The organism is Selenomonas ruminantium subsp. ruminantium ATCC 12561 (assembly GCF_000424065.1).
GTDB classification, from domain to species: domain Bacteria; phylum Bacillota; class Negativicutes; order Selenomonadales; family Selenomonadaceae; genus Selenomonas_A; species Selenomonas_A ruminantium.
The window spans coordinates 90,217-110,078 of the sequence record NZ_AUJE01000003.1 but is presented as its reverse complement, the minus strand read 5'-3'; the positions used below and the strand labels follow the sequence as shown (position 1 = coordinate 110,078).

28 protein-coding genes are annotated in these 19,862 nt (G+C 48.7%); all 28 read left to right on the top strand.

From position 1 onward, the window contains the following. Positions 1 to 68 precede the first annotated feature (68 nt). The 28 genes from G598_RS20330 to G598_RS0102200 all read left to right on the top strand — a co-directional run bounded on the left by G598_RS20330 (position 69) and on the right by G598_RS0102200 (position 19,859). Positions 69 to 197, top strand: a complete 129-nt coding sequence (locus G598_RS20330; protein WP_272867091.1) for a hypothetical protein — start codon at positions 69 to 71, stop codon at positions 195 to 197. Further along, positions 194 to 409, top strand: coding sequence for a hypothetical protein (locus G598_RS0102335; RefSeq protein ID WP_026765581.1), 216 nt, complete (start codon positions 194 to 196; stop codon positions 407 to 409). Before G598_RS20330 ends, G598_RS0102335 begins: the two co-directional genes overlap by 4 nt. Positions 410 to 434: 25 nt before the next feature. Then, the gene (locus G598_RS19660; protein ID WP_157833250.1) at positions 435 to 602 is read left to right on the top strand and encodes a hypothetical protein; all 168 of its coding nucleotides are present in this window, start codon (positions 435 to 437) and stop codon (positions 600 to 602) included. 3 nt (positions 603 to 605) lie between these two features. Continuing rightward, a complete protein-coding gene (locus tag G598_RS0102325; protein ID WP_026765580.1) occupies positions 606 to 881 on the top strand; it encodes a hypothetical protein in 276 nt (91 codons plus the stop codon). Continuing rightward, on the top strand, positions 878 to 1,078 hold the full coding sequence (locus G598_RS16790) for a hypothetical protein (protein ID WP_037362965.1): 201 nt from the start codon (positions 878 to 880) through the stop codon (positions 1,076 to 1,078). The genes G598_RS0102325 and G598_RS16790 overlap by 4 nt, the downstream gene beginning before the upstream one ends. Further along, positions 1,075 to 1,317 (top strand): hypothetical protein, encoded by a 243-nt coding sequence (locus tag G598_RS0102315; protein WP_026765579.1) that lies wholly within the window; start codon positions 1,075 to 1,077, stop codon positions 1,315 to 1,317. Before G598_RS16790 ends, G598_RS0102315 begins: the two co-directional genes overlap by 4 nt. Then, on the top strand, positions 1,310 to 1,657 hold the full coding sequence (locus tag G598_RS0102310) for a hypothetical protein (RefSeq protein WP_026765578.1): 348 nt from the start codon (positions 1,310 to 1,312) through the stop codon (positions 1,655 to 1,657). The genes G598_RS0102315 and G598_RS0102310 overlap by 8 nt, the downstream gene beginning before the upstream one ends. A gap of 23 nt (positions 1,658 to 1,680) precedes the next feature. Next, positions 1,681 to 1,821 carry a hypothetical protein gene (locus G598_RS19655; protein WP_157833249.1) on the top strand — a complete coding sequence of 47 codons (141 nt, stop codon included), beginning with the start codon at positions 1,681 to 1,683 and terminating at the stop codon, positions 1,819 to 1,821. Continuing rightward, positions 1,818 to 1,973 (top strand): hypothetical protein, encoded by a 156-nt coding sequence (locus G598_RS19650; protein WP_157833248.1) that lies wholly within the window; start codon positions 1,818 to 1,820, stop codon positions 1,971 to 1,973. Before G598_RS19655 ends, G598_RS19650 begins: the two co-directional genes overlap by 4 nt. Positions 1,974 to 2,079: 106 nt before the next feature. Next, positions 2,080 to 2,580, top strand: coding sequence for a hypothetical protein (locus G598_RS0102290; RefSeq protein WP_026765577.1), 501 nt, complete (start codon positions 2,080 to 2,082; stop codon positions 2,578 to 2,580). 273 nt (positions 2,581 to 2,853) lie between these two features. Next, positions 2,854 to 3,384, top strand: coding sequence for a terminase small subunit (locus G598_RS0102285; RefSeq protein ID WP_037362961.1), 531 nt, complete (start codon positions 2,854 to 2,856; stop codon positions 3,382 to 3,384). Further along, positions 3,359 to 4,612, top strand: coding sequence for a PBSX family phage terminase large subunit (locus tag G598_RS0102280; protein ID WP_026765575.1), 1,254 nt, complete (start codon positions 3,359 to 3,361; stop codon positions 4,610 to 4,612). The genes G598_RS0102285 and G598_RS0102280 overlap by 26 nt, the downstream gene beginning before the upstream one ends. Positions 4,613 to 4,624: 12 nt before the next feature. Then, positions 4,625 to 5,944: a hypothetical protein gene (locus tag G598_RS0102275; protein ID WP_026765574.1), complete on the top strand. Its 1,320-nt coding sequence runs from the start codon at positions 4,625 to 4,627 to the stop codon at positions 5,942 to 5,944. 6 nt (positions 5,945 to 5,950) lie between these two features. Next, positions 5,951 to 7,513, top strand: a complete 1,563-nt coding sequence (locus tag G598_RS16785) for a polymorphic toxin type 50 domain-containing protein (RefSeq protein ID WP_071837936.1) — start codon at positions 5,951 to 5,953, stop codon at positions 7,511 to 7,513. Next, on the top strand, positions 7,500 to 7,733 hold the full coding sequence (locus tag G598_RS0102265; protein WP_157833247.1) for a hypothetical protein: 234 nt from the start codon (positions 7,500 to 7,502) through the stop codon (positions 7,731 to 7,733). The genes G598_RS16785 and G598_RS0102265 overlap by 14 nt, the downstream gene beginning before the upstream one ends. A gap of 286 nt (positions 7,734 to 8,019) precedes the next feature. Further along, complete coding sequence (locus tag G598_RS0102260) at positions 8,020 to 8,700, top strand: hypothetical protein (RefSeq protein ID WP_026765572.1); 681 nt, start codon at positions 8,020 to 8,022, stop codon at positions 8,698 to 8,700. Next, complete coding sequence (locus G598_RS0102255) at positions 8,700 to 9,539, top strand: major capsid protein (RefSeq protein ID WP_026765571.1); 840 nt, start codon at positions 8,700 to 8,702, stop codon at positions 9,537 to 9,539. The genes G598_RS0102260 and G598_RS0102255 overlap by 1 nt, the downstream gene beginning before the upstream one ends. Positions 9,540 to 9,543: 4 nt before the next feature. Continuing rightward, positions 9,544 to 9,996 (top strand): hypothetical protein, encoded by a 453-nt coding sequence (locus G598_RS0102250; protein WP_026765570.1) that lies wholly within the window; start codon positions 9,544 to 9,546, stop codon positions 9,994 to 9,996. Positions 9,997 to 10,007: 11 nt separating this feature from the next. Beyond that, the gene (locus G598_RS0102245) at positions 10,008 to 10,403 is read left to right on the top strand and encodes a hypothetical protein (RefSeq protein WP_037362957.1); all 396 of its coding nucleotides are present in this window, start codon (positions 10,008 to 10,010) and stop codon (positions 10,401 to 10,403) included. Then, positions 10,400 to 10,813, top strand: coding sequence for a hypothetical protein (locus tag G598_RS0102240; protein WP_026765568.1), 414 nt, complete (start codon positions 10,400 to 10,402; stop codon positions 10,811 to 10,813). The genes G598_RS0102245 and G598_RS0102240 overlap by 4 nt, the downstream gene beginning before the upstream one ends. 5 nt (positions 10,814 to 10,818) lie before the next feature. Then, entirely contained in the window at positions 10,819 to 11,322 is a 504-nt protein-coding gene (locus G598_RS16780) for a phage tail tube protein (protein ID WP_037362955.1), read from the top strand. A gap of 20 nt (positions 11,323 to 11,342) precedes the next feature. Beyond that, positions 11,343 to 11,774 (top strand): hypothetical protein, encoded by a 432-nt coding sequence (locus G598_RS0102230; RefSeq protein WP_026765567.1) that lies wholly within the window; start codon positions 11,343 to 11,345, stop codon positions 11,772 to 11,774. 29 nt (positions 11,775 to 11,803) lie between these two features. Next, positions 11,804 to 12,124, top strand: coding sequence for a hypothetical protein (locus tag G598_RS0102225; protein ID WP_026765566.1), 321 nt, complete (start codon positions 11,804 to 11,806; stop codon positions 12,122 to 12,124). Next, positions 12,099 to 15,374 (top strand): tape measure protein, encoded by a 3,276-nt coding sequence (locus G598_RS0102220; protein WP_026765565.1) that lies wholly within the window; start codon positions 12,099 to 12,101, stop codon positions 15,372 to 15,374. Before G598_RS0102225 ends, G598_RS0102220 begins: the two co-directional genes overlap by 26 nt. Then, entirely contained in the window at positions 15,371 to 15,757 is a 387-nt protein-coding gene (locus G598_RS18410) for a hypothetical protein (RefSeq protein WP_051179818.1), read from the top strand. The genes G598_RS0102220 and G598_RS18410 overlap by 4 nt, the downstream gene beginning before the upstream one ends. A 1-nt stretch (position 15,758) precedes the next feature. Further along, complete coding sequence (locus tag G598_RS0102210) at positions 15,759 to 16,367, top strand: DUF1833 family protein (RefSeq protein ID WP_026765564.1); 609 nt, start codon at positions 15,759 to 15,761, stop codon at positions 16,365 to 16,367. Further along, positions 16,364 to 16,786 carry a C40 family peptidase gene (locus tag G598_RS0102205; RefSeq protein ID WP_026765563.1) on the top strand — a complete coding sequence of 141 codons (423 nt, stop codon included), beginning with the start codon at positions 16,364 to 16,366 and terminating at the stop codon, positions 16,784 to 16,786. Before G598_RS0102210 ends, G598_RS0102205 begins: the two co-directional genes overlap by 4 nt. Next, complete coding sequence (locus G598_RS0102200; RefSeq protein ID WP_026765562.1) at positions 16,779 to 19,859, top strand: host specificity factor TipJ family phage tail protein; 3,081 nt, start codon at positions 16,779 to 16,781, stop codon at positions 19,857 to 19,859. The genes G598_RS0102205 and G598_RS0102200 overlap by 8 nt, the downstream gene beginning before the upstream one ends. Positions 19,860 to 19,862: the final 3 nt, after the last annotated feature.

Sequence of the window (19,862 nt, the reverse complement as noted above, 5' to 3'; positions counted from 1 at the left end):
AGGGAAGCGCAAAAGGGGAATGACAAAACGCGAGTTTAGAGAAAAGCTGCTAAAGGAGCTGAGAAAACGTGACTGATTATTATATTGGTATCATCGTTGGCGGGCTGATAGGTTACGGCCTTTCACTCTTAACAATGATTTTCGTGTGGAGCTTGTGTGTGGTATCGGCAAAAGAGGACAGGAGGAAAGATAAATGAGCGGAATTGCGAAGGTAAAAGAAGATGGGCGGTTTGTTATCGATGGTGCGACTGGTTCGGCAGTGATTGATTACCACCAGGGCGAATTGTGGAGATTCCGCCCATCGACCACCGGCGCTAATATGTTGGGGCTTGAATTCGGGGAGGACATCCATCTGGAGGTAACGGTGCAAAAATTCTACAAGGTTTTTGAGGTTATCAAGAAGGGATGATTTGATGGGGAGATACCACAGGAGCATGAAAGGCTCAAAGATGCAGGTCGATGATTATTGCGGGAACTGCTATTTTTACCAAAAGCTGGAGATTGAGGATGCCGATATGGGCGTGTGCCAGTATTGCAACCAAACGAAGCGGGATGAGTCGAAGGCCTGCAATAAATGGCTAGGCAAGAAGATTGGAGGATAAGACATGGGCGGCGAAAATGTAATGGACAAAGTTGCGGAGATTTTAGGCGTTGAGCTGGGCGAAGTGTTCATCGTTGAAAACAGTTCCGATGATACCATCGAGCATTTTCGCCTGACGATAGACGGAGCACAGCATTTCTCCCCAGACATAAGAGGCTTTGTGACTCTGAAAGGCATTAAAGGCGATTGGTGCCAGGCTGATTATATTATGGGCCCACTGCTGAGAGGTCGGCGGTGCTGGATAAGGCGGACGGTGAAACAGGAGGCGTTGTTTGAATGAGCATGGATAAGGCCATTGAGAGCGGCAAAGAGCATCGCAAGCCCTATCATGGGGCAAAGGCAGTCGACAAGACCTGCCGGAACCATGGGAGCTGCCCTTATTGCTCAGCAGGACGGAAGCACAGAGAACTGAGACAGGCTCCAGCTGATGGCGTGGATGGAATTTATGAGGTATTACATAGGAGTGGTGAAAAATGAAATTAGTCATTGATACTACTGACAGCGAAAATGTAAAGCTGCAGTGCACGGAATTTGATTCGTATGAGTTGGGGCTGGCACTGGGGAAATATTTGGAACATATTGCCGGCCTGGCCGGTGCCGATGTGGAGGCTTTGAAAAAGACGACTGTGCAAAGCATGGCCATAGCAATGCTTAATTCAGCTGACGAAGCCGATATTAAGGAGTCGAGACAATGGAGGCGCATTTCGGATGACTGAAAATAAAAAGCTGGAAATAGTAATCGATTTATTGGCAAAATACGGAGGGTTCAATAGAGAATATTTGAGAGATAAATTATTGACTTTTGCAAATAATGATCAATCAATAAAATGGAAAAACATATCTGTAAACATCATGGATGAAGTGGCAGCCCTTAAAGGAAAAGAGCTAAATGAGCCGTTTATGGTCGAGTCGAATGTTCATAAAGTAGCAAAACAGGTGAGATTCACCGAAAGAGGCATGGAATACTTCGACGAAAGTTGCCAGCGCTGGTACCCGACCGATGGATTTTTGAAAGAAATTCTGACCGGTGATGCAGTCATTGTTTCGAATGAGTGATTAGGATAATTGGAGGCCGAAGATTGATTAAGATTGATAGAGAGCACCATAAAATCATTAGAACTTCTCCCGCATGGGGAGACTGGGAATATGAATATCACGAACGCCACCAGCAGGAACGTAAGGCAAGGCGGCTGATGAAAGGCAAGGAAAGGAAAGATTGATGGATATTAAAAGGCTTACTTCAAGAATTCAGCCCATCGGGCATATTCTGAAAAGAAGGCAAAGACACAGGGAAATGAAGCAGAGGGAAAAGGAGTTTGAAGAACTGCTTGCCAAAGAAAAGAAAAAGCTGGCGGCTCGTAAAAATAAATGATGAAAAGCGGCAGGGCGAAAGCCCTGCTGTGTGGCTTTATTGGGGGAAAAGTAGTAAAATATATAGGTGAAGTTTTCATTCTATCGGAAAAGGAGAGTGACACAGTTTGAGAGAGTATAGCGATTACATCGAAACGACACGCAGATACTTAAAACAATATGGCCAGTTCAAGGTGACAGTCACCAATCTCAAAGATGATATTGATACATGGCAGCAGATTATAGATTCTGAAATTGTGGCACCCATCGCAAAGTATGACAGCCAGCCAGGGGGCGGAACATCCGAGCTGAGCACTGTGGAAGCAGCAGCCGCCCGCAGGGAAAAAGTCACGGATATGATTATCAAGAACAAGGAGAGCATCCGAAACATTGAGCGGATAATTCGCAAGGTGGATAGAGCCATCGAGGAATTAAAGCCGGATGATAGATTCTTGATAAAGGGCCATTTCATCGAACATAAAAGCTGGGGAGAGCTGAGCACTGAAAAGTTCTTTACTGAAAAATGGGCCCGCGAAAGGTCACGGAAAGCAATCAAGAAAATGGCTTTCATGATGTTCGGGGATAAGGCACTCCCAAGACAACAAAATTTATTCATATTTTACGAATGAGGCAGGGACTTTGCACCCTGCCTTTTTTATGTGGATAATGTGGGTAATTCTGTGGAAAACTCAAAAGAATAAAATCATGGCATTTCTGTGGTAATAAGCCGTTTATTTTTAATTGATTTTTTGGGATAAAAACGTGGGCTATCTGGTGCGGTTTTTGCCTGCTTTATGTGCGATAATAGTAACATCGAAAAACGAAGGACAGAGGCGAAAGGTCAAGGCGAAAGCCAAGGCCTTTTTCTTATGTGCAGGCACTGGAAGGAGGTGGCGGACGATGTGAAAAAAGAAGGCAAGCTGACACCAAAGCAAGAGGCCTTTGTAGATGCCTATATTGAGACTGGAAATGCCACAGAGGCGGCAAAGCGGGCAGGGTATAGCGAAAAAACAGCAGGAGCTGTTGGAGCTGAGAACCTTAAAAAACCTAAAATTAAACAGGCAATCGAAGCCCGGCAGGCTGAAATCCATTCAGAGAGAACTGCCGATATGGCCGAGATAATGGAGTTCTTAACCTCGGCAATGAGAGGAGAACTCACAGACGAAAATGTTGTTGTTGAAGGTGCAGGCGATGGTATAAGTGAGGCTCGTATCATTGAAACACGGATTTCTTCGAGAGACCGACTCAATGCCGCCCAGCAACTCCTCAAGCGTTTCCCGCGTCAGATGGATGTGGCAGAACAGGAAGCCCGTATCAAGAAGCTGGAAGCTGACCTCAAAGCTATGGAGGATGAGCAGGCGGCTGCTAATGATGATGTGGTAATTATTGATGATTGGATGTGTGAGAATGACAACGAAAATACATCTTCCTGATATAGTGGCACTACACTTCAAGGATGTTCACCAGGACATTATGAGACATGGACACACCTACTATTGGGAGGAAGGCGGACGCGGCTCCACCAAGTCATCCCACATAAGCATCGAAATTCCCCTGTTGTTGAAAAAAAATCCTCAGTGTCATGCGATCGTCCTTCGTAAGGTGGGCAACACCATCAAAAACAGTGTCTATCCCCAGATGCAATGGGCCATTGACCGGCTGGGACTGACCAGAAAGTTCAAATTTAAAACTTCCCCGCATGAAATCACATACAAAAGGACAGGCCAAAAAATCCTGTTCATGGGTGTGGACGATCCGCAGAAAATCAAGTCGATAAAACTGCCTTTTGGCTATATCGGGATAGCTTGGTTTGAAGAGCTTGACCAGTTCGACGGTATGGAGGAAATCCGAAACCTCAATCAGTCGCTTTTGCGTGGCGGCGATACATACTGGTGGTTTGGCTCATTTAACCCGCCCAAGTCGCAGAATAACTGGGTGAATGAGGAAAAGCTGCTGGAAGATGCCGACCGGCTGGTTCATCACTCAGACTTTAGAGGTGTACCGAGGGAATGGCTGGGGGAGCAATTCTTTGCAGAAGCTGAAAAACTCAAGGTGAAGAACCTGCGAAGTTATGAGCACGAATACTTGGGGCACGTAACCGGTACAGGTGGTGCTGTGTTCGATAATGTGGAAGATATGCGCATGACGGATAAGCAAATAGCGCAGTTTGACCATATTTATCAAGGCTTAGACTTCGGCTTTGCTGTTGACCCGCTGGCTTTTGTCTCCATGCACTACGACGCAAAGCATGAAATCGTATATATCTATGATGAGGTTTACCAGCAGAAGCTGACGAACCGGGCAGCCTATCAGAAGATAAAGCCCAAACTCTGTGACTGGGTAACTGCAGATAGTGCTGAGCCGAAATCCATCAAGGAGCTGCAAGACCTTGGCATGAAAATAAAGGGCGCTAAGAAGGGGCCTGATTCCATTGCTTTTGGTATGAAGTGGCTGCAGGACAGGTCGAAAATCTACATCGACAAACGCCGGTGCCCGAATACCTATCGGGAATTTGTAAGCTATGAGTATGAACAGAACCGGCAGGGACAGTTTATCAGTGCCTATCCGGACGTGAATAACCATTCCATTGACGCCTGCCGCTATGCTTTGGACAGCGTGATGGAACGGGATAAGATTATCGCTAAACGGATTAACTACTAAGGGGGTGAGAGAATGGAAAACTATACATTGCTGAAAGATGCCTATTTCGGTACTGGCGGTTTTGAGACCGGTGGTTATCTGACCAAGCATAAACGCGAAAGTGAGGACGATTACACCTTCCGCAGGAAAAATGCGTATTACCTTAATTACTTTGCACCAATCGTCAATGCGCTGGTGGACCCGATATTTAAGAAAGAACCTTTGCGGGATTACACAGGTGCGGCATCGTCTTTTGTGGAAGCGTTCCTGGATGATGTGGACGGCAATGGCACGGATATTGGCGCCTTTATGAAAAGGGCAGCCATCATGGCCAAGACCTATGGTGTGTCGTTTATCGTGGTGGATAATTTCGGGGATAGTGCCGCACGAAACAAGGCCGAACAGCTGGCTATGCGGAAATTCCCTTATGTGTATGTCATGGCCCCTGAGGATGTGCAGGAATACGGCATGGACCGTATGGGCAATCTCAATTACATCAAGTTCCGGGAAATCAACAAGATTGACAATGGCGCGACCAGTTATCGCTATACGACCTATGGCAGGGATTCGTGGAAGATTGAAGGTGATGACCTGCCGGTTACCAGTGGGACATATAATCTGGGCAGGGTGCCTGTGGTTCCCTTGTTTTCAAGGGTGCTGGAGCAGAAAACCATGAAACCTGTGCCGGAGCTTATGCCTATTGCCAAGACGGCTGTATCCTTGTATAACCATTGCTCATGGCTTGGGGAAATCCTGCGGAATCAGACATTTCCATTGCTGACGATTCCCAGCCTTGACGCTACGGAGCTGACCATTGGCAACAACAATGCCCTGGGCTATTCTCCGGACAGCAGTCATACGCCTGATTTCATTGCGCCGTCTTCGGATCCGGCTAAGACATTGCAGGAGCAGATTACACTGCTGGTGCAGGAAATGTACCGCATGGTCAATCTGTCTTATGTCCTTGGCTCGACACCGTCCAATGTCAGCGGTGTGGCAAGACAGTGGGAGTTTGAGCGAACCAATCAGCAGTTGGCAAATTTTGCTCACCAATGTGAAGATGCGGAAAAAGCCGTGCTGGATTTATTTGCAGCATGGCTGAATAGCGACATAGAATATACGGTGATTTACCCCAACGATTTTGGTGTTGTAGATGTGGCTGCGCAGATTGAACAGGCGCAGGCAGTTCTGGACCTTGGCCTTACAAATGGCATTCGGGAAGAAGTTCTGAAGCAGGTTATCACAGCATATTGTCCGGGAATATCGGATGAACGTTTTGATGAGCTGGTGGGTGAACTTCAGCAGCAGGATGAAGATGAGCTCCATGCTGAGCCACCTGAACCGCAGGAGTGATGAGGTATGGCAAGTCCAATCTCTAAGATACTGAAATCCTTCTCCAAGAACTTTGGCACCTTTGCCGCTGGTATGTCTGCATGGATGATGGCAAACCTTCATGGCGATGATGATGTGGAAGGCAAGGTCGATGCCATGTGGAAAGCTATGGGCGTGGGGGCTTATGTCGGTGATGCGGTAAGAAATTCAATGCTGTCTGCTTATGAGAAGGGTACAAAAAAGAGTATCAGCCTGTTGCCATCTGCCTTGGAGCAGGCCTGGGATGAATCCGGCATGACGCTTTCGGAGAAACTGCATGGTGCCGATAAGGAAATGCGGGATAGGATTGTCCAGACAATCAGGGAGCAGTTAAAACTCAATCATCATGCCATGACTGCCGCCCGCGAACTTTACGATGGCTACAATAGCGGCAAGTCCGTTACACGCAGGCAGAGCATACCGAAGTATTTGCAGAAGGTCATTGATTTTGCCAGACGGTCGGATTTGACCAAGGAAGACGAAGCCTACCTTTTGCGCATGGTTCGCAGGGCGCAGCGGCAGGTGGACAAATTGGCCGCTGATGGTGCTCCTAATCGGGCTTTGAAGTCAGCCTATAGTGAACTGCTCACTGCCGTGTCAGAACGCTCAGAGAAAGCCATGCAGCGTGCTGTGCATACGGCCATCGAAGAGAAAAGCCGCTACATTGCCGAGCGCATTGCCCGGACAGAGGCGGCGAGAGCATGGGCAGATGGTTTTGTCGAGCGCTATGGCCATGATGAAAGCGTGGTGGCCTACCAGTGGAAACTGTCTTCCCGGCATCCGAAGTTTGATATTTGCAATCTGTATGCAGATGCCAATCTTTGGGGGCTGGGGAATGGCATCTATCCCAAGGATGAAACGCCTAAACTACCGGTGCATCCGCATTGTCTGTGTCATCTGGCGCCAGTATTCAGCAGTGAGCTGGAAGGGAAAACAGCAAAGAACCGCATCGAAGGTGGTGGCAGGCAATGGCTGTTTCAGCAGTCAGCTCATCATCGGCAGCAGATATTAGGTGTTCAGGGTAATAAGGCTGTGATGAATCAGGATTCATGGACGCGCTGGGCAAGATGCTATTCTGGTGAAAAGCTCCAAAGTCGTGTAAAAGATTTGCCAGAATCCTTGAAGCCGTATCTTAAAAACGGTAAAATAAAGATAGAGGATGTTGCTAAGCGCATTGCTGGGGAAGAAGACGGAGTGTTTGAGAAGAGAATTCGCGATTACATTAAATCTGATTATTGTACAAAGGATTTTACCGACCGTCAGCGAATTCATATAAAAGGCACAGATATTTATGCTCCTGGTAAGAGTTACTACCCAGATCCAGAGGCTATGTTTGCATTAAATATACAAAAACTTTTACTAGATGGTAAGATCAAATTAACTAATGCAGGTGATTGGGATAAAAAAATTCTAATCCATCATTCGGGGGTTATGGGTATAGTGGTTCACAAAGATGGTGGAGAAGTATCATCTGAGTATAGCTTTGTGCATATTGGTGATAAGGGAATTCATTTAGTACCGAAAGGGGTGGAGACTGATGGCAATGGATGATGAAATGTATAAGGCGATGGGGCATCACATCCAACTGGTTGATACCAATGGGAAAAAATGGATTGGTTACGCTTCAGGATTTACTCCGGACTACGATAACGAAGAAGATGATGAGCCAGGGTATAATTCCTTGGATTTAGATGTGACAAAATCCGATGGTCATGTATTATATTATGTGTTTCGTGAATCACAAATTGAGTCCATTGAGCTCCTCGACTGATTAAATTTACATACACAAAGCACTTATCTTGAAGGTAGGTGCTTTTTTCATACCTTTTGCGAGGTGATTTCGTGAACGATATAGCAATGGGGCTTATGCAGTTTTTGTTAATCAAATGTGCGGTTTTTGTGATTGTAGCCGTAATCGGCACTTTGATATACAGCAAAATATAGGCGGGCAGAATGATTCTGTTCGCTTTTTTCATGCCTTTTTTCAGCCAGGTGCTGGCCGCAGGCGTTAAAGAACGGCGATATCAACTAAGCTTTGAATGCAAAGGAGAATAAATATGGCATACACATTAGCACAGATTTATGAAGCGCTCAGCAAGACGGAAAACGGCGGCGCCATGGTTGCAGATTTGCAGGAAGCAATCAGCAAGACCAGGGATGAAGCGGCCAAGAACCGCATTGAGCGCAACAAGGTACTGGATTCCCTGAACCTCCGTGACGGAGGCAATGTGGATGAGTCCTTGAAGAACCTTGCCGCATTGCTGGCGGTTGTTCAGCAGCAGGGCGGCGACCCGGCACAGCTCGGTTCGCAGATGCAGAGTCTGCAGGCACAGGTCAAGGAACTGACCGACAAATATGCTGCGTCTGAGAAGAAAGCCAAGGAAGAACATGACCGGCGTGTCCAGACGGCAATCCGTTCCAAGGCCATGGCAGCCCTTACGAATGGAAAGGCCATCAATCCGGAGGCGATGCTGAAGGTCATTGCCGATAACATCTCCATGAAGGATGATGATACGGTTGTTTACCGCAATGGTGACACAGAGCTTTCCTTGGAGGATGGTGTGGCCGGTTGGCTGAAGGATAATCCCTGGGCGGTCAAAAACGACATGCAGACAGGGACAGGCTCCAATATGAATACTGGCGGCAAAAAGCAGTATTCAATGGAGGATTTGAAGGGAATGTCCCGTGAGGAAATCAATGCTCATTGGGACGAGATTAGTAAAGGAGTTGACAAATAATGGCTATTTCTACTTTTGTACCTCAGATTTGGGAAGCACGCCTTCTCGAACACTTGGATAAAGCCTTGGTTTATGGCAATCTCGTAAACCGTGACTACGAAGGGGATATCCGCAATCAGGGCGATACGGTGAAAATCAATCAGATTGGCGATATCACGGTGAATAACTACACTAAGGGCTCCAATATCACGTATGAAAGCGTAGATGGTACGCCGACGACGCTGACCATCGACCAGGCGAAGTATTTTGCCTTCAAGGTGGAGGATATCGACCAGGTACAGGCCAATGTGAATTTGGTCGATGGCGCCATGGCGCGTGCCTCCTATGCACTGCGCGATGTGGTAGATAAGCATATCGCTGCCCATTACACCGATGTTACTAATACGATTGGCGATGATACCACGCCTGAGAGCATCACGTCTGCCAATAAGGCCTATGAGGCTTTGGTTGACCTGCGTACGGCCTTGGATGAAAAGAATGTTCAGAGCACGGGCCGTTTTGTCGTGGTGCCGCCGGCTTTCTATGCCTACATGCTGAAGGATTCCCGCTTTGTGGCAGCAGGCACCAGCAAGACCGACAGCGTACTGGCGAATGGTTTCATTGGTCAGGCGGCAGGTTTTGACATTTACCAGTCCAACAACGTACCGAATACCGAGGGCACGCTGTATAAGGTAATGGCCGGCACGCGACAGGGCATTTCCTACGCGCAGCAGATTCTCAGCACAGAAGCACTTCGCTTGGAAGGCACCTTCTCGGATGCTGTACGTGGCCAGCTGGTCTATGGTTCGGTGACGGTGCAGCCGAATGCCTTGGCTGTGCTGACCTGTAACCTGAGATAAGGCCATGTCACTCCATATTGACACAAGGCAGGCACGAATAGTCGCTGGCCAGCTGCGGAACCTCAATGACCAGATGAAAAAAGACCTGAAGCAGGCCATGCAGATTTCTTTACGGGATGTGCAGGAGCGTGCAAGGGCTCATCATCGGTTTACGACACGTACGGGAGAAGCGGAACGGTCGATTGAAGCTTCTCCTGTACAGGTTACCGCAACAGGTGTCAGCGGTGAGGTCGGAACTACCCGCCTGATAACGATTTATCTGCATGAGGGCACCAGGCCGCATACCATCGTGCCAAGGCGAAAGCTTGCTTTGCGCTGGCCGACAGGTTCCGGCTTTGCTTTTGCCCGGCGTGTACAACATCCGGGGACAGCGGAAGACCCATTTATTTATGATGCGCTGGAGGCGGAAGAAACTGCCATTGTGTCGAGATTTAACCATGTGATAAGGAACTGGTGAGGAGTGAGGATATGGCATTAGAGTTTATCACAGTGGAGGACTGCTCCACGGACAATATCCTGACCTGTGAGGAGTCGGATATTACCTATGCCAACAGCTATCTGGAAACGCTGGCACTTGGCTTTGGGCTGGCAGAAGATGAAATTGCCATTCCCTGCTCTGAAATCATTAAGCGTTTCGGCGTGGTCGTTGCGTACAGAACCAGGGCGCTGGCTATGGTCGGCTCGGACTCTACGGTCATGGTGGATGGAAATCGTTCCGATGATATCTATCTGCAAAAATACAAGCTCTATAATGAGCTGGCCGATAAACTTGAGGCAAAGCTTGACTATGCTTCTTTTGCCGTGGAGAACACAAGTGGCGCAGGAAAAGGTGGTGTCGGGATAATTCGCCTGTCCCGTGCATGATGGAACCAGCATCGCTTAGAAGGATTACGGATGCCCTGTTGGCGATACTGGAAGACAGGGTTCCGGATATTCCATGGAAAGTATCGATTATGGGGGCGACGTTCCCCAAAGAGCTGACGGGCTTCATCATCTGTGATGAGGTCCGATACAGTCCCTATGACAAGGACGAACGGATTGCGGAAGCCACTTTTGGCCTGCAGATTATTTGTCCGAATGCAAAAGGCGATACCAATACGACATTGGTTGAGGATTACGCTATGGCTGTGCGGAAGGTTTTGGCCGAAGAATATCGGCTCGATGACTGGGCGCAGGATTCTTATGTGGAATCCATTGTGTTTGGCACAGCTAAGGGCGTGACCAATATTGGTACCGCAGTGATAACTTATATTGTGAAATATGAAGAGGAGTGAAACAAATGTCGAATGGACGTGTAAAACGTGAAGCGACAGCGGATAAGCTGCAGGGCAAAGAAGTTCTGCTGTATATCAATTATGGCGATACCACAACGGCTACTTACGATGCGCCGTCCTGGACGCTTATTGGTGGACAGACAACGGCGGATTTTGATATGAGTGCAGATTCCATTGACGCTTCGAATAAGAGCTCGAATGGCTGGGGCGAAACCTATGCCGGCATCAAGAGCACGGAGCTTTCGTTGGAAGGGATTATCTGTAAGTCGGATGAAGGCTATACGGCCTTGAAGGATGCCTTTATTAAGGGCGAGGCTGTAGACCTTTGCCGCTATGCAGCCAATGGCACCGCAGACCGCAACTGGTACAACATCACGGAACTTTCCGACAGCACGCCGCATGATGATATGGCAACGTTCTCGGTCACCTTGGCAGGCATCGGCGCACCGACTTTTTATACCGGTCTTTCCAGCATTGATGATGTTCGGGCCGGTGCAGCAACGCTTTAATGAATAGTGGAGGTATCTAAATGTATTACGACCGTATTTCGCGTCGGGTCCATTTAGAGATTGGCGAGAAGGAGCATCTTCTCGCCTTTACTCTTTCCGGACTCGAACAATTGGAAGCCCGTGCGGGTGAATCTCTTGTCTCTGTGGTAACCGGCAATAAAATACCGAAAATCAGCCTTTTGGTGGACGGGTTCCAGATTGCCCTGCAGGGCGGTGGCGAGCGGATGGAACGCGAAGAAGCCAAAGCGCTGGCCGAGCAGGCGATTGATGAAATGGAAAATGGCATTGCCGATTTCACCTTATTATTCATGGCCTTGATTGGTTTGTCCGGTTTCCTCGGAAACGAATTTTCGCATAAGATGTGCGAGAAGGCAGGCTTGGTGGATAAAGATGGCGACCCGGTGAGCATACCAAAAAACGTGAAACAGGCAAAACGCAAGGTCACGAAATAACGTCATTCAATGACTATCTGACTTATGTTTTGCCTATCTGCTATGGTGTGTTGAATTTGACCGGGGATGAGATTGGCCGTCTTACTCCCTATGAGTTGAATATGAGAATAGGCGGTTATGAGGAACGGATGAAGCACCAGCGTATCTTTTACGCGAACTTCGTAACGGCGCCCATCATCAATGCTGCAGGACATCCCAAACATCCGGTTACGGTCAAAAAGCTGTTGCCGGATGATTTTGGTAATGGCTCCCCGGTCAAGGTCAGCCAGGAACAGGCCGACAGCTTGAGAAAATTTGCGGAAGAGCAGGAAAGGAGGCGACAAAATGGCACAGCACAGAATACAGATTAACATTACAGCCGATAATGCCGAAGCAATCCGGCGGCTGGAAGAGCTCCAAAGGGAGCTGCAGGATTTGGGCAACAATGACGGCCCCCAGCGGGCAGCCAAGGGAATGGAGAAACTCACATCCGCTATCGGCAGTGTTAAAGCGGCGCTTGCTGGGGCATTTGCGGTGGGAACCATTGCTGAAATCGGTAAATCCGCATTGAAGGCCGCAGCGGATATGGAAGTCCTTCAAAAAGGCCTGACCTTCCAAGTGGGCAATCAGGAAATGCAGAAACTGGTTGCTTCCATGCAGAAATTGGGGGAGGAATCCGCTTTCAGTGGTTCCGCCCTGATTCCCATGGCTCGCAAGTGGATAAATGTGGGAGCTTCAGCGGATGAAGCAATCGGACAGATGCGGATGATTGTTGACGCCGCCTCGGCTTTTGGTCTGACTGAGAATCAGATTGGTCTTTGTACCGATGCATTGACCAAGATGGCTTATGAGGGGCGCATCAATGCCGAAGATATGAACGCCTTAAATGATGATGGCATTCCTGCCTGGCAGCTGTTAAGTGAAGCGATGGGGAAACCTGTAGCAGAACTGCGTAAATTGAGCTCCGAAGGGAAACTGGCACAGGATGCAATAAATTCCTTATACGATGGCATTGAAAAGCGAACCAAGGGCGCCACGGAAAATATGAACGGCACGTTGAAAGCCGCGTTTGCCAATCTTGAAGAGATGGCAGGAAATTCCCTGATCGGTATCGGCAATATTTTGGATTCCGTATTTGATGTTCGTGGGACGGTCAGCAAGCTGGGGGACATGGTGCAGATTTTTCGCGGTTATGTCGAAAGCATCAATACCACGATTGCCAATGGCGGTAATCCCATAACGGCCATACTGGATGAAATAACCAATATCAGCCCATTGGCGGGCAGTGTGGCCAATACGGTGGTAGCCGCGTTCACTTCGGTCAAACAGATATTCGATGACCTGAAGACGACAATTCAGGAAAACGCCACTCTGCTGGGAAATATTGCTGTGTTCGCTGGCACCATGTACGCCTCGTATACGATTCTGACGGCAGTGTCAGGTGCATGGGCCGCTGTAACATCGGGCGAAGCTTTGGCAACTGCAGGAATGTATGCTTTTGGGGCAGCGCAGCGGCTGGTTAATGCGTTGGCTCTGGTCAATCCGTACACAGCCTTGTTTGCCGCTATTGTCGCCGGTATTGCACTGGTGGTGACGAATTGGGATTCCATCAAGGAAGCGGCCAGCGCTGCCTTTGATTCGGTCAGCCAGACAGTTTCCGATTTTGTTGCCGGTTTAGAGGAAGCATGGACTTCTGTGGTGGAGTCAGTTGAATCTGTTTGGTCGGCTTTGGCGGATTGGTTTTCGGATTTATGGGATTCGGTTACCGATATTGTCAGCGAAGCTTGGGACGCAATTGGTGAAATTATCAGCGATTATTTCGATGTTGTGACGGCTGTATGGAGTCCGATTATCGACTATTTCCAATCGGTATGGGCCAGTGTATCGGATGTTGTTTTGGCAGCATGGAATTATATCTCAGAACTGGCTTCGGAGGCCTTGGATTACCTGGAAGGATTATGGCAAGGTGTTGCAGATTGGTTCGAATCGACGGTTTGGAGCCCGGTCGCTGATTTTGCTGATGATTGCTGTAACAGCATCAAGGAATTCTTCCAAAGCGCCTATGACTATATTGTTGGTGTCTTTGGCGGCCTTGCCAGCTGGTTTGCGGATAATGTGGTAAATCCCATCAAGGAAATGTGGAATTCTCTGCCGGGTATGAACGGTGATTTCAGCATTACCAGCGGGAACAGCGGACCGGTCAATCCATCACAAAACAAAGCCTCCGAAGGAAAACGCTATCGCTTTAAGAGTACGCCTTCCGGTGGTGGTGCTGGTTCCAAAGGTGGCGGCGGTTCTGGTGGTGGCAGGTCATCTGCTGATAATGCCGCAGAAAAAGCCGCAAAAGCCCAGGAAAAGGCACAGAAGAAAGCTGAAGACCTCTACGAGGATATGCAAAAGTTCTTTGCCACGCATAAGGGCACGGAATATCAAAAAAAACAGGCCGAGATTGCGGGTAAAGTTAAAGATAAAAACCAAAAGATAGATGAACTGGCTGCAGCCGGTGCCAATGATGACCTGATTCAAAAACTGCGTCAGCAGGTAACCGAGTACCAGCAACTGCTATCGACGGATGTGGTCAAAAAGCATAAGGAAGCGATGACAGAATTTAATCTGCTGGCGCAGGAAGCTTTTGCCAAATCGACAAAAGACTATGCGGCACAAGCGGATATTAAATATGCCATTACCAAAAATCAGCTGGCCAGGGAGCGGGAGGAAAAGGAAAAAGAGCTGATGCTCGATGAAAATGACACCGCGACCAAAGAAGCGATTGCTGCTGAATATTATGCCAAATTGCAGCAGGCCGAAAATGAACGATTGAAAGCACATGAAAAAGTGCACAGCAAAATTATTAGTGACATGCAAAAAGAGGGCAATGTCGCCGGTATCCTTGCAGATTACCGCGCCAATAAGGATAAATGGGCAGCTGAACAGCAAAAGGCGTCCTTGCAGAGCCTGGCCGATTTTACCCAAAAGAATCTGCAGATGCTGTCTAAGAGCTGGCAGGACAATATCATTGATTCCTTGGATGAGGTACAAAATGAAATGGGAAATATGATTTCGGATTTCATCACAGGTACCAAAAGCGCATCGGAGGCATTTTCTGATTTTGCCGGCAATATCCTGAATATGATGGCCAAGATTGCCGCACAAAAACTGGCGGCATCGTGGATGGAAGGCCTATCCGGTTGGCTTCATTTTTCCGGTGGCGGCAAAGTAGAAGGCCATGCATCTGGCGGTTATATTTCCGGGCCTGGTACCGGCAAATCCGATTCCATTCCAGCATGGTTGTCCAATGGTGAATATGTTATGACGGCTCAGGCCACCAAGATGTACGCGCCGATTCTGGAAGCGATGAATGCTGGTAAGTTTGCAGCAGGCGGTTTGGCTGCGCCTAAAACTCCACGGGTGAGTGGTATTGAGGCCCCGGCTTCCTATACCAATAATAAGGGCAGCAACGTAGTGGTCAATGTGACCAATAACACGGGCTCGGAAATCAAAGCCGAACAGACCTCGTCCCAATGGGATGGTGAGCAGTGGGTAGTCGGTGTTGTCCTAAACGCAGTGGCAACCAATCGGAACGGCATTCGCAATATGATTAAGGGAGTGGCAGCAACATGAGTACAAAATTATACTGGCCTGATAATCTGCCAGCTCCGGCGTGGCCGTTTGAGGAAGAATTTGAAAATACATCAATTACCTCCAAGTTTGAAGATGGCTCTATGCAGTCCCGTTCAAAATTCACCCGGTCGCGCAGAAAGTGGACACTTACATGGAATGCTATTACCCGCAAGGATTATTTGAGGCTGATGGACTTCGTTGTCCATAAGGCGAAGTTCTCAGCCAATTCCTTTATGTGGACAGACCCGGATTCCATCGATATCGCTTACGACTACATGAACCCGGATGAAGAACTGGTTGAAGTTCGCATCACAAATGTGGAGAAATGGAGCAACAAGGCTTTATCGTATTGGAGCGGCAAGATTGAACTGACGGAGGTATGAGATGATTTCGTTATCAGCAGTAGCCAAGCGGGAGAAAAACAAGCTCAGCACAGATTCCAGTTTTATCCCTCTGCTGGAAATCAAGCTGCCGGAGGACTCGGCAAGGATTTGTTACAACACAGAAGACATTATCTGGAATGGTGAGCTTTGGCAGGCATTCCCTTTTGAGCTGGGCGAAATTCGTGAACAGACGGATGACAGTGACCCGAATGTGGCGCTGACCATCGACAACACCTCACAGGCTTTGCAGTATATGGTGGAACAGGCTGAAGGAGCAAACGGTTTCCAGGTCATTATCCGGGTGGTCAATACAGAGAATCTTTTCGCACCGGAACCGGAGCTGGAGGAATATTTTGTGGTGACCAAGACCACGGTCAATCAGCAGAGTATCACCTTTACGCTGGGAAATGAGTACAGCAGCAGAACTCGCCGCCCGCTGAATCGGTATATGAAGAACAATTGCCCGTTCAAGTACAAGGGCATTCGCTGCGGGTGCCAGTCAGCGGAAAGTACCTGCAATCACACGCTGACGGATTGCCGGGCAAGGAACAATTCCGCCCGCTTTGGCGGCTTTCAGGGGATAGATCAGAAAGGGGTGTATGTCCATTGATTCAGTATAGAGACCTGATTGGCGTTAAGTTCACCAACCGGGGCAGAAGCATGGAAGAAGGTTTTGACTGCTATGGTTTGGTGCAGGAGATATATCGAAGATATGGCATGACCATTCCGGACTATACGGCAGATTTTGATGACCTCGAAAAGGTCAATGCGCTGATTACCAGTAAAACGGCAATCACTTCAAACTGGCGCAGAATTGGGAAAGGCGAAGAACTGCCGGTGCCCTGTTTGATGGCCATCCGTTTTGGTACGCCCAGCAGTATTGTCAATCATACCGGCTGCTATATCGGCAATGGTCAGTTTATCCATATACGCTCGAATATCGGCGTATGTGTTGACCGCATCGATTCGCCGGCATGGCGGTTGGTAATCGAAGGGTTTTATGAGTATGTAGGTGGTTCTGATGATTAAACTGGTGATAATCAAAAATCCGTTCGAGCCTTGGAACGGAAGGGAACTGCATACTGTGGAAGCTGGCAAGACCGCGGATGAAGTGTTACGGCAGTATATGCCAGCATGTGCCAATGTAGATATTCTGGTCAATAGTAAGCCGATAGAGCTGGAGACGATGATTCCGGATGATGCCTTGGTGGTCATCTATCCGAAAGTTATGGGTGGGACGGGGCGTAAAATTTTGGGCACCATTGCCATGATTGCCCTGTCGGTATACGCAGGTGGTATAGCCGGAGGTTTATGGGCAAAAGGTGGCTCGTTCTTTGCCAAAGGTGCCTTGGGGGCGGTAATGGCATCTGCAGCCGTCATGTTTGTCGGTGGCACGCTGATTAACCGATTGTTTGGGCAAAAAGTCGATACCGGAAACTTCGGTGACTTTAAGAATGATGCCACCTATTCCTGGGACGGCATTCAGACGATGGAAGGTCAGAATAATTCCATTGCCCTGACCTATGGAACGGTGCAGAGCGGTGGCCAGACCATTGGCAAGTTTGTGGATGTCCTGGATAACAAGGAATATCTCAATTGGCTGGTGGCTGCCGGTGAAGGGCCGTTAACAATCAGCAATATCCAGCTGAATGACAATGCCGCCAGCTATTACAAGGATTTGACGGTGGAAACCCGCGAGGGCACGAATACGCAGACCGTTATTCCCAACTTCAACGATACATACAGTACCAAACAGCTGGGCTATCAGTTGCTGGCAGAGGAACGAGTGGATACCGTTCCCGGCAATGCCTCGGAGGGGATTATCACCAAGGTGGAATTCTCCAATGGCCTGTACTATGCCAATGACAGCGGCGGCCTTGATGATGCCTGGGTGGAAATACTGGGCGAGTATCGGAAGGCAGGGAACGAAAACTGGATACCATTCGCATATGGTGTAGATGTGGCGTCTGGGACGGTGGGGATATCGGTCATTAACGGCAGAATGCCGCCTGTAGGGCAGTATAGCGTTACTGTTGTTCGTAACCTTAATCCACAGAATCCAGAGGAGCTGCTTAGCAAGACGATAACAATCACCTATCCGGATGGCTCTCAGATGAGTGGAATTATCTGGATCGGCGAAGAACAGGCTGAGGTTGGTGATTTCGTGGTCAGTGACAGGGCAACAACGGGGACATTCTCTGTAGTTCGTAAAGGTGCCCGGATTACCGCACATCAATCCAGCGCATTGCGCAAGGAATTCCGCATTGACCCGTTAGAGTCAGCTGCATATGAGGTTCGGATGCAGGTCACAGCCCGCAGTCATGATGTGGACAGTTCCCGGGCAGCAGTTCGGTGTTGGTGGTCATCGCTGACCTCCATTGTTCATGATGATTTCAGCTATCCCAATATCGCGCTTATCGGCATCAAGGCGTTGGCCACGGACCAGCTGAGCGGCACACCTACGCTGAAATTCCTCAAGACGCGGCCCTATGTGCTCGTCTGGAATCCCACTACAGAAAGCTATGAGCAGGCGGCCAGCGATAACCCGGCATGGGCCTGTTATGATGTACTGCACCAATGCAGTTACCTGCAGAACGCCAATACGGGGGCATGGGAGTATGATGTGCGGGGGATTCCCGCTAAGTATATGCTTTATGACCAGTTCAAGGCATGGGCGGATTTTTGCCAGGAGAAAAACTATAAGGTCAACATTGAACTGAATACCGTCGGGGAAATGTTGGCCACCATAAACAATAACATTGCCGCTGTCGGTCACGGAAAGGTCATTCGCTTCGGTACCCGATACGGCTGTATCTATGACCATGTCCAACAGCCAGTGCAGATGTTTGGCATGGGCAATATCATTGCGGGCTCTTTTCAGGAAGAATTTATGCAGACCTCGGACCGTGCAAACTGTGTCGAGCTGACCTATATGGATGCTGCAAACGACTACAACCGGGAAACCATCACCATCTATTCGGATACCTACGATACCGAGGCAGAGGAGAAAACCGCGCAGGCAACCTTCGACGGCATCACCAGCTATGAGCAGGCGTACCGCGAAGGTATGTATCAGCTGTATAGCAATCTGTACTTGCGCCGCACCATCCGCTTTGAAGCAAATATCGATGCCATAGCCTGTACTGTGGGCGATGTTATCCTTGTGGCCCATGATGTGCCCAGATGGGCGAAGTCTGGCCGTATCCACCGCGTAGATGGCAACACCTTACTGTTGCCGGTAGAACTGGACAGCACGGAGGGCGATTATCGTATCCAGTACCGAACCCTTAACGATAATATCTACACTTCGGCAGTGACCATCCTCAAAAATGAAGACGGCTGGTGTAAAGTACAGCTGGCTTCAATCAATGAGGCAGACCCGCCACAGGAGCAGGATATTTTCGATTTGGCGCAGGCCACGGTAGGCGCCAAACCTTTTGTCGTAAAAAGCATTTCCCGGGCACAGGATTTCACGCGTACCATCGAGTGCATTGAATATGATGAGCGCATCTACAATGAGGAATACGATATTCCGGAACCGCAGTACAGCTCAGAGGGCGCAACGATTAAAAACGCCAGCGGGCTATCGGCAATGAAATATCAGTATATGGCAGCCGACGGTACAATCCATTACAGGCTGGATATTTCCTGGGAACGTGAAAGCCTGGGCACATATCAGATATTTACCTCAAACGATAATGTGAACTGGGATATGCTGGTCAGTATAGATGGTACCCAGTATACAGGGGATGTGCCGGAAGATACGGCCTATGTCAAAGTGGTAACCGTCAACAGCATTATGCGAAGCCCCGGTGTCAGTATGACCATCACGAACATGATCAGTATGATTGCTGGACTGGAAATTGCGGATTTAACCGCTACAGTATCAGGGACAAGCGTAAAACTGACGTGGCGCGAGATTACCAATACCAACCTGCAGTATTATCGAATCCTGGTTGATGATTCGTCTGAATACCGTGTGCTTAATGCAACATTTGAGTTGTCCGGGCTTAAAGCCGGGAGACATGTTATCGATGTAACAGCGGTAAATAAGGCGGGTATCTCCGGCATTGCGGCAACAACAACCATTACCATTCCGTAGGGG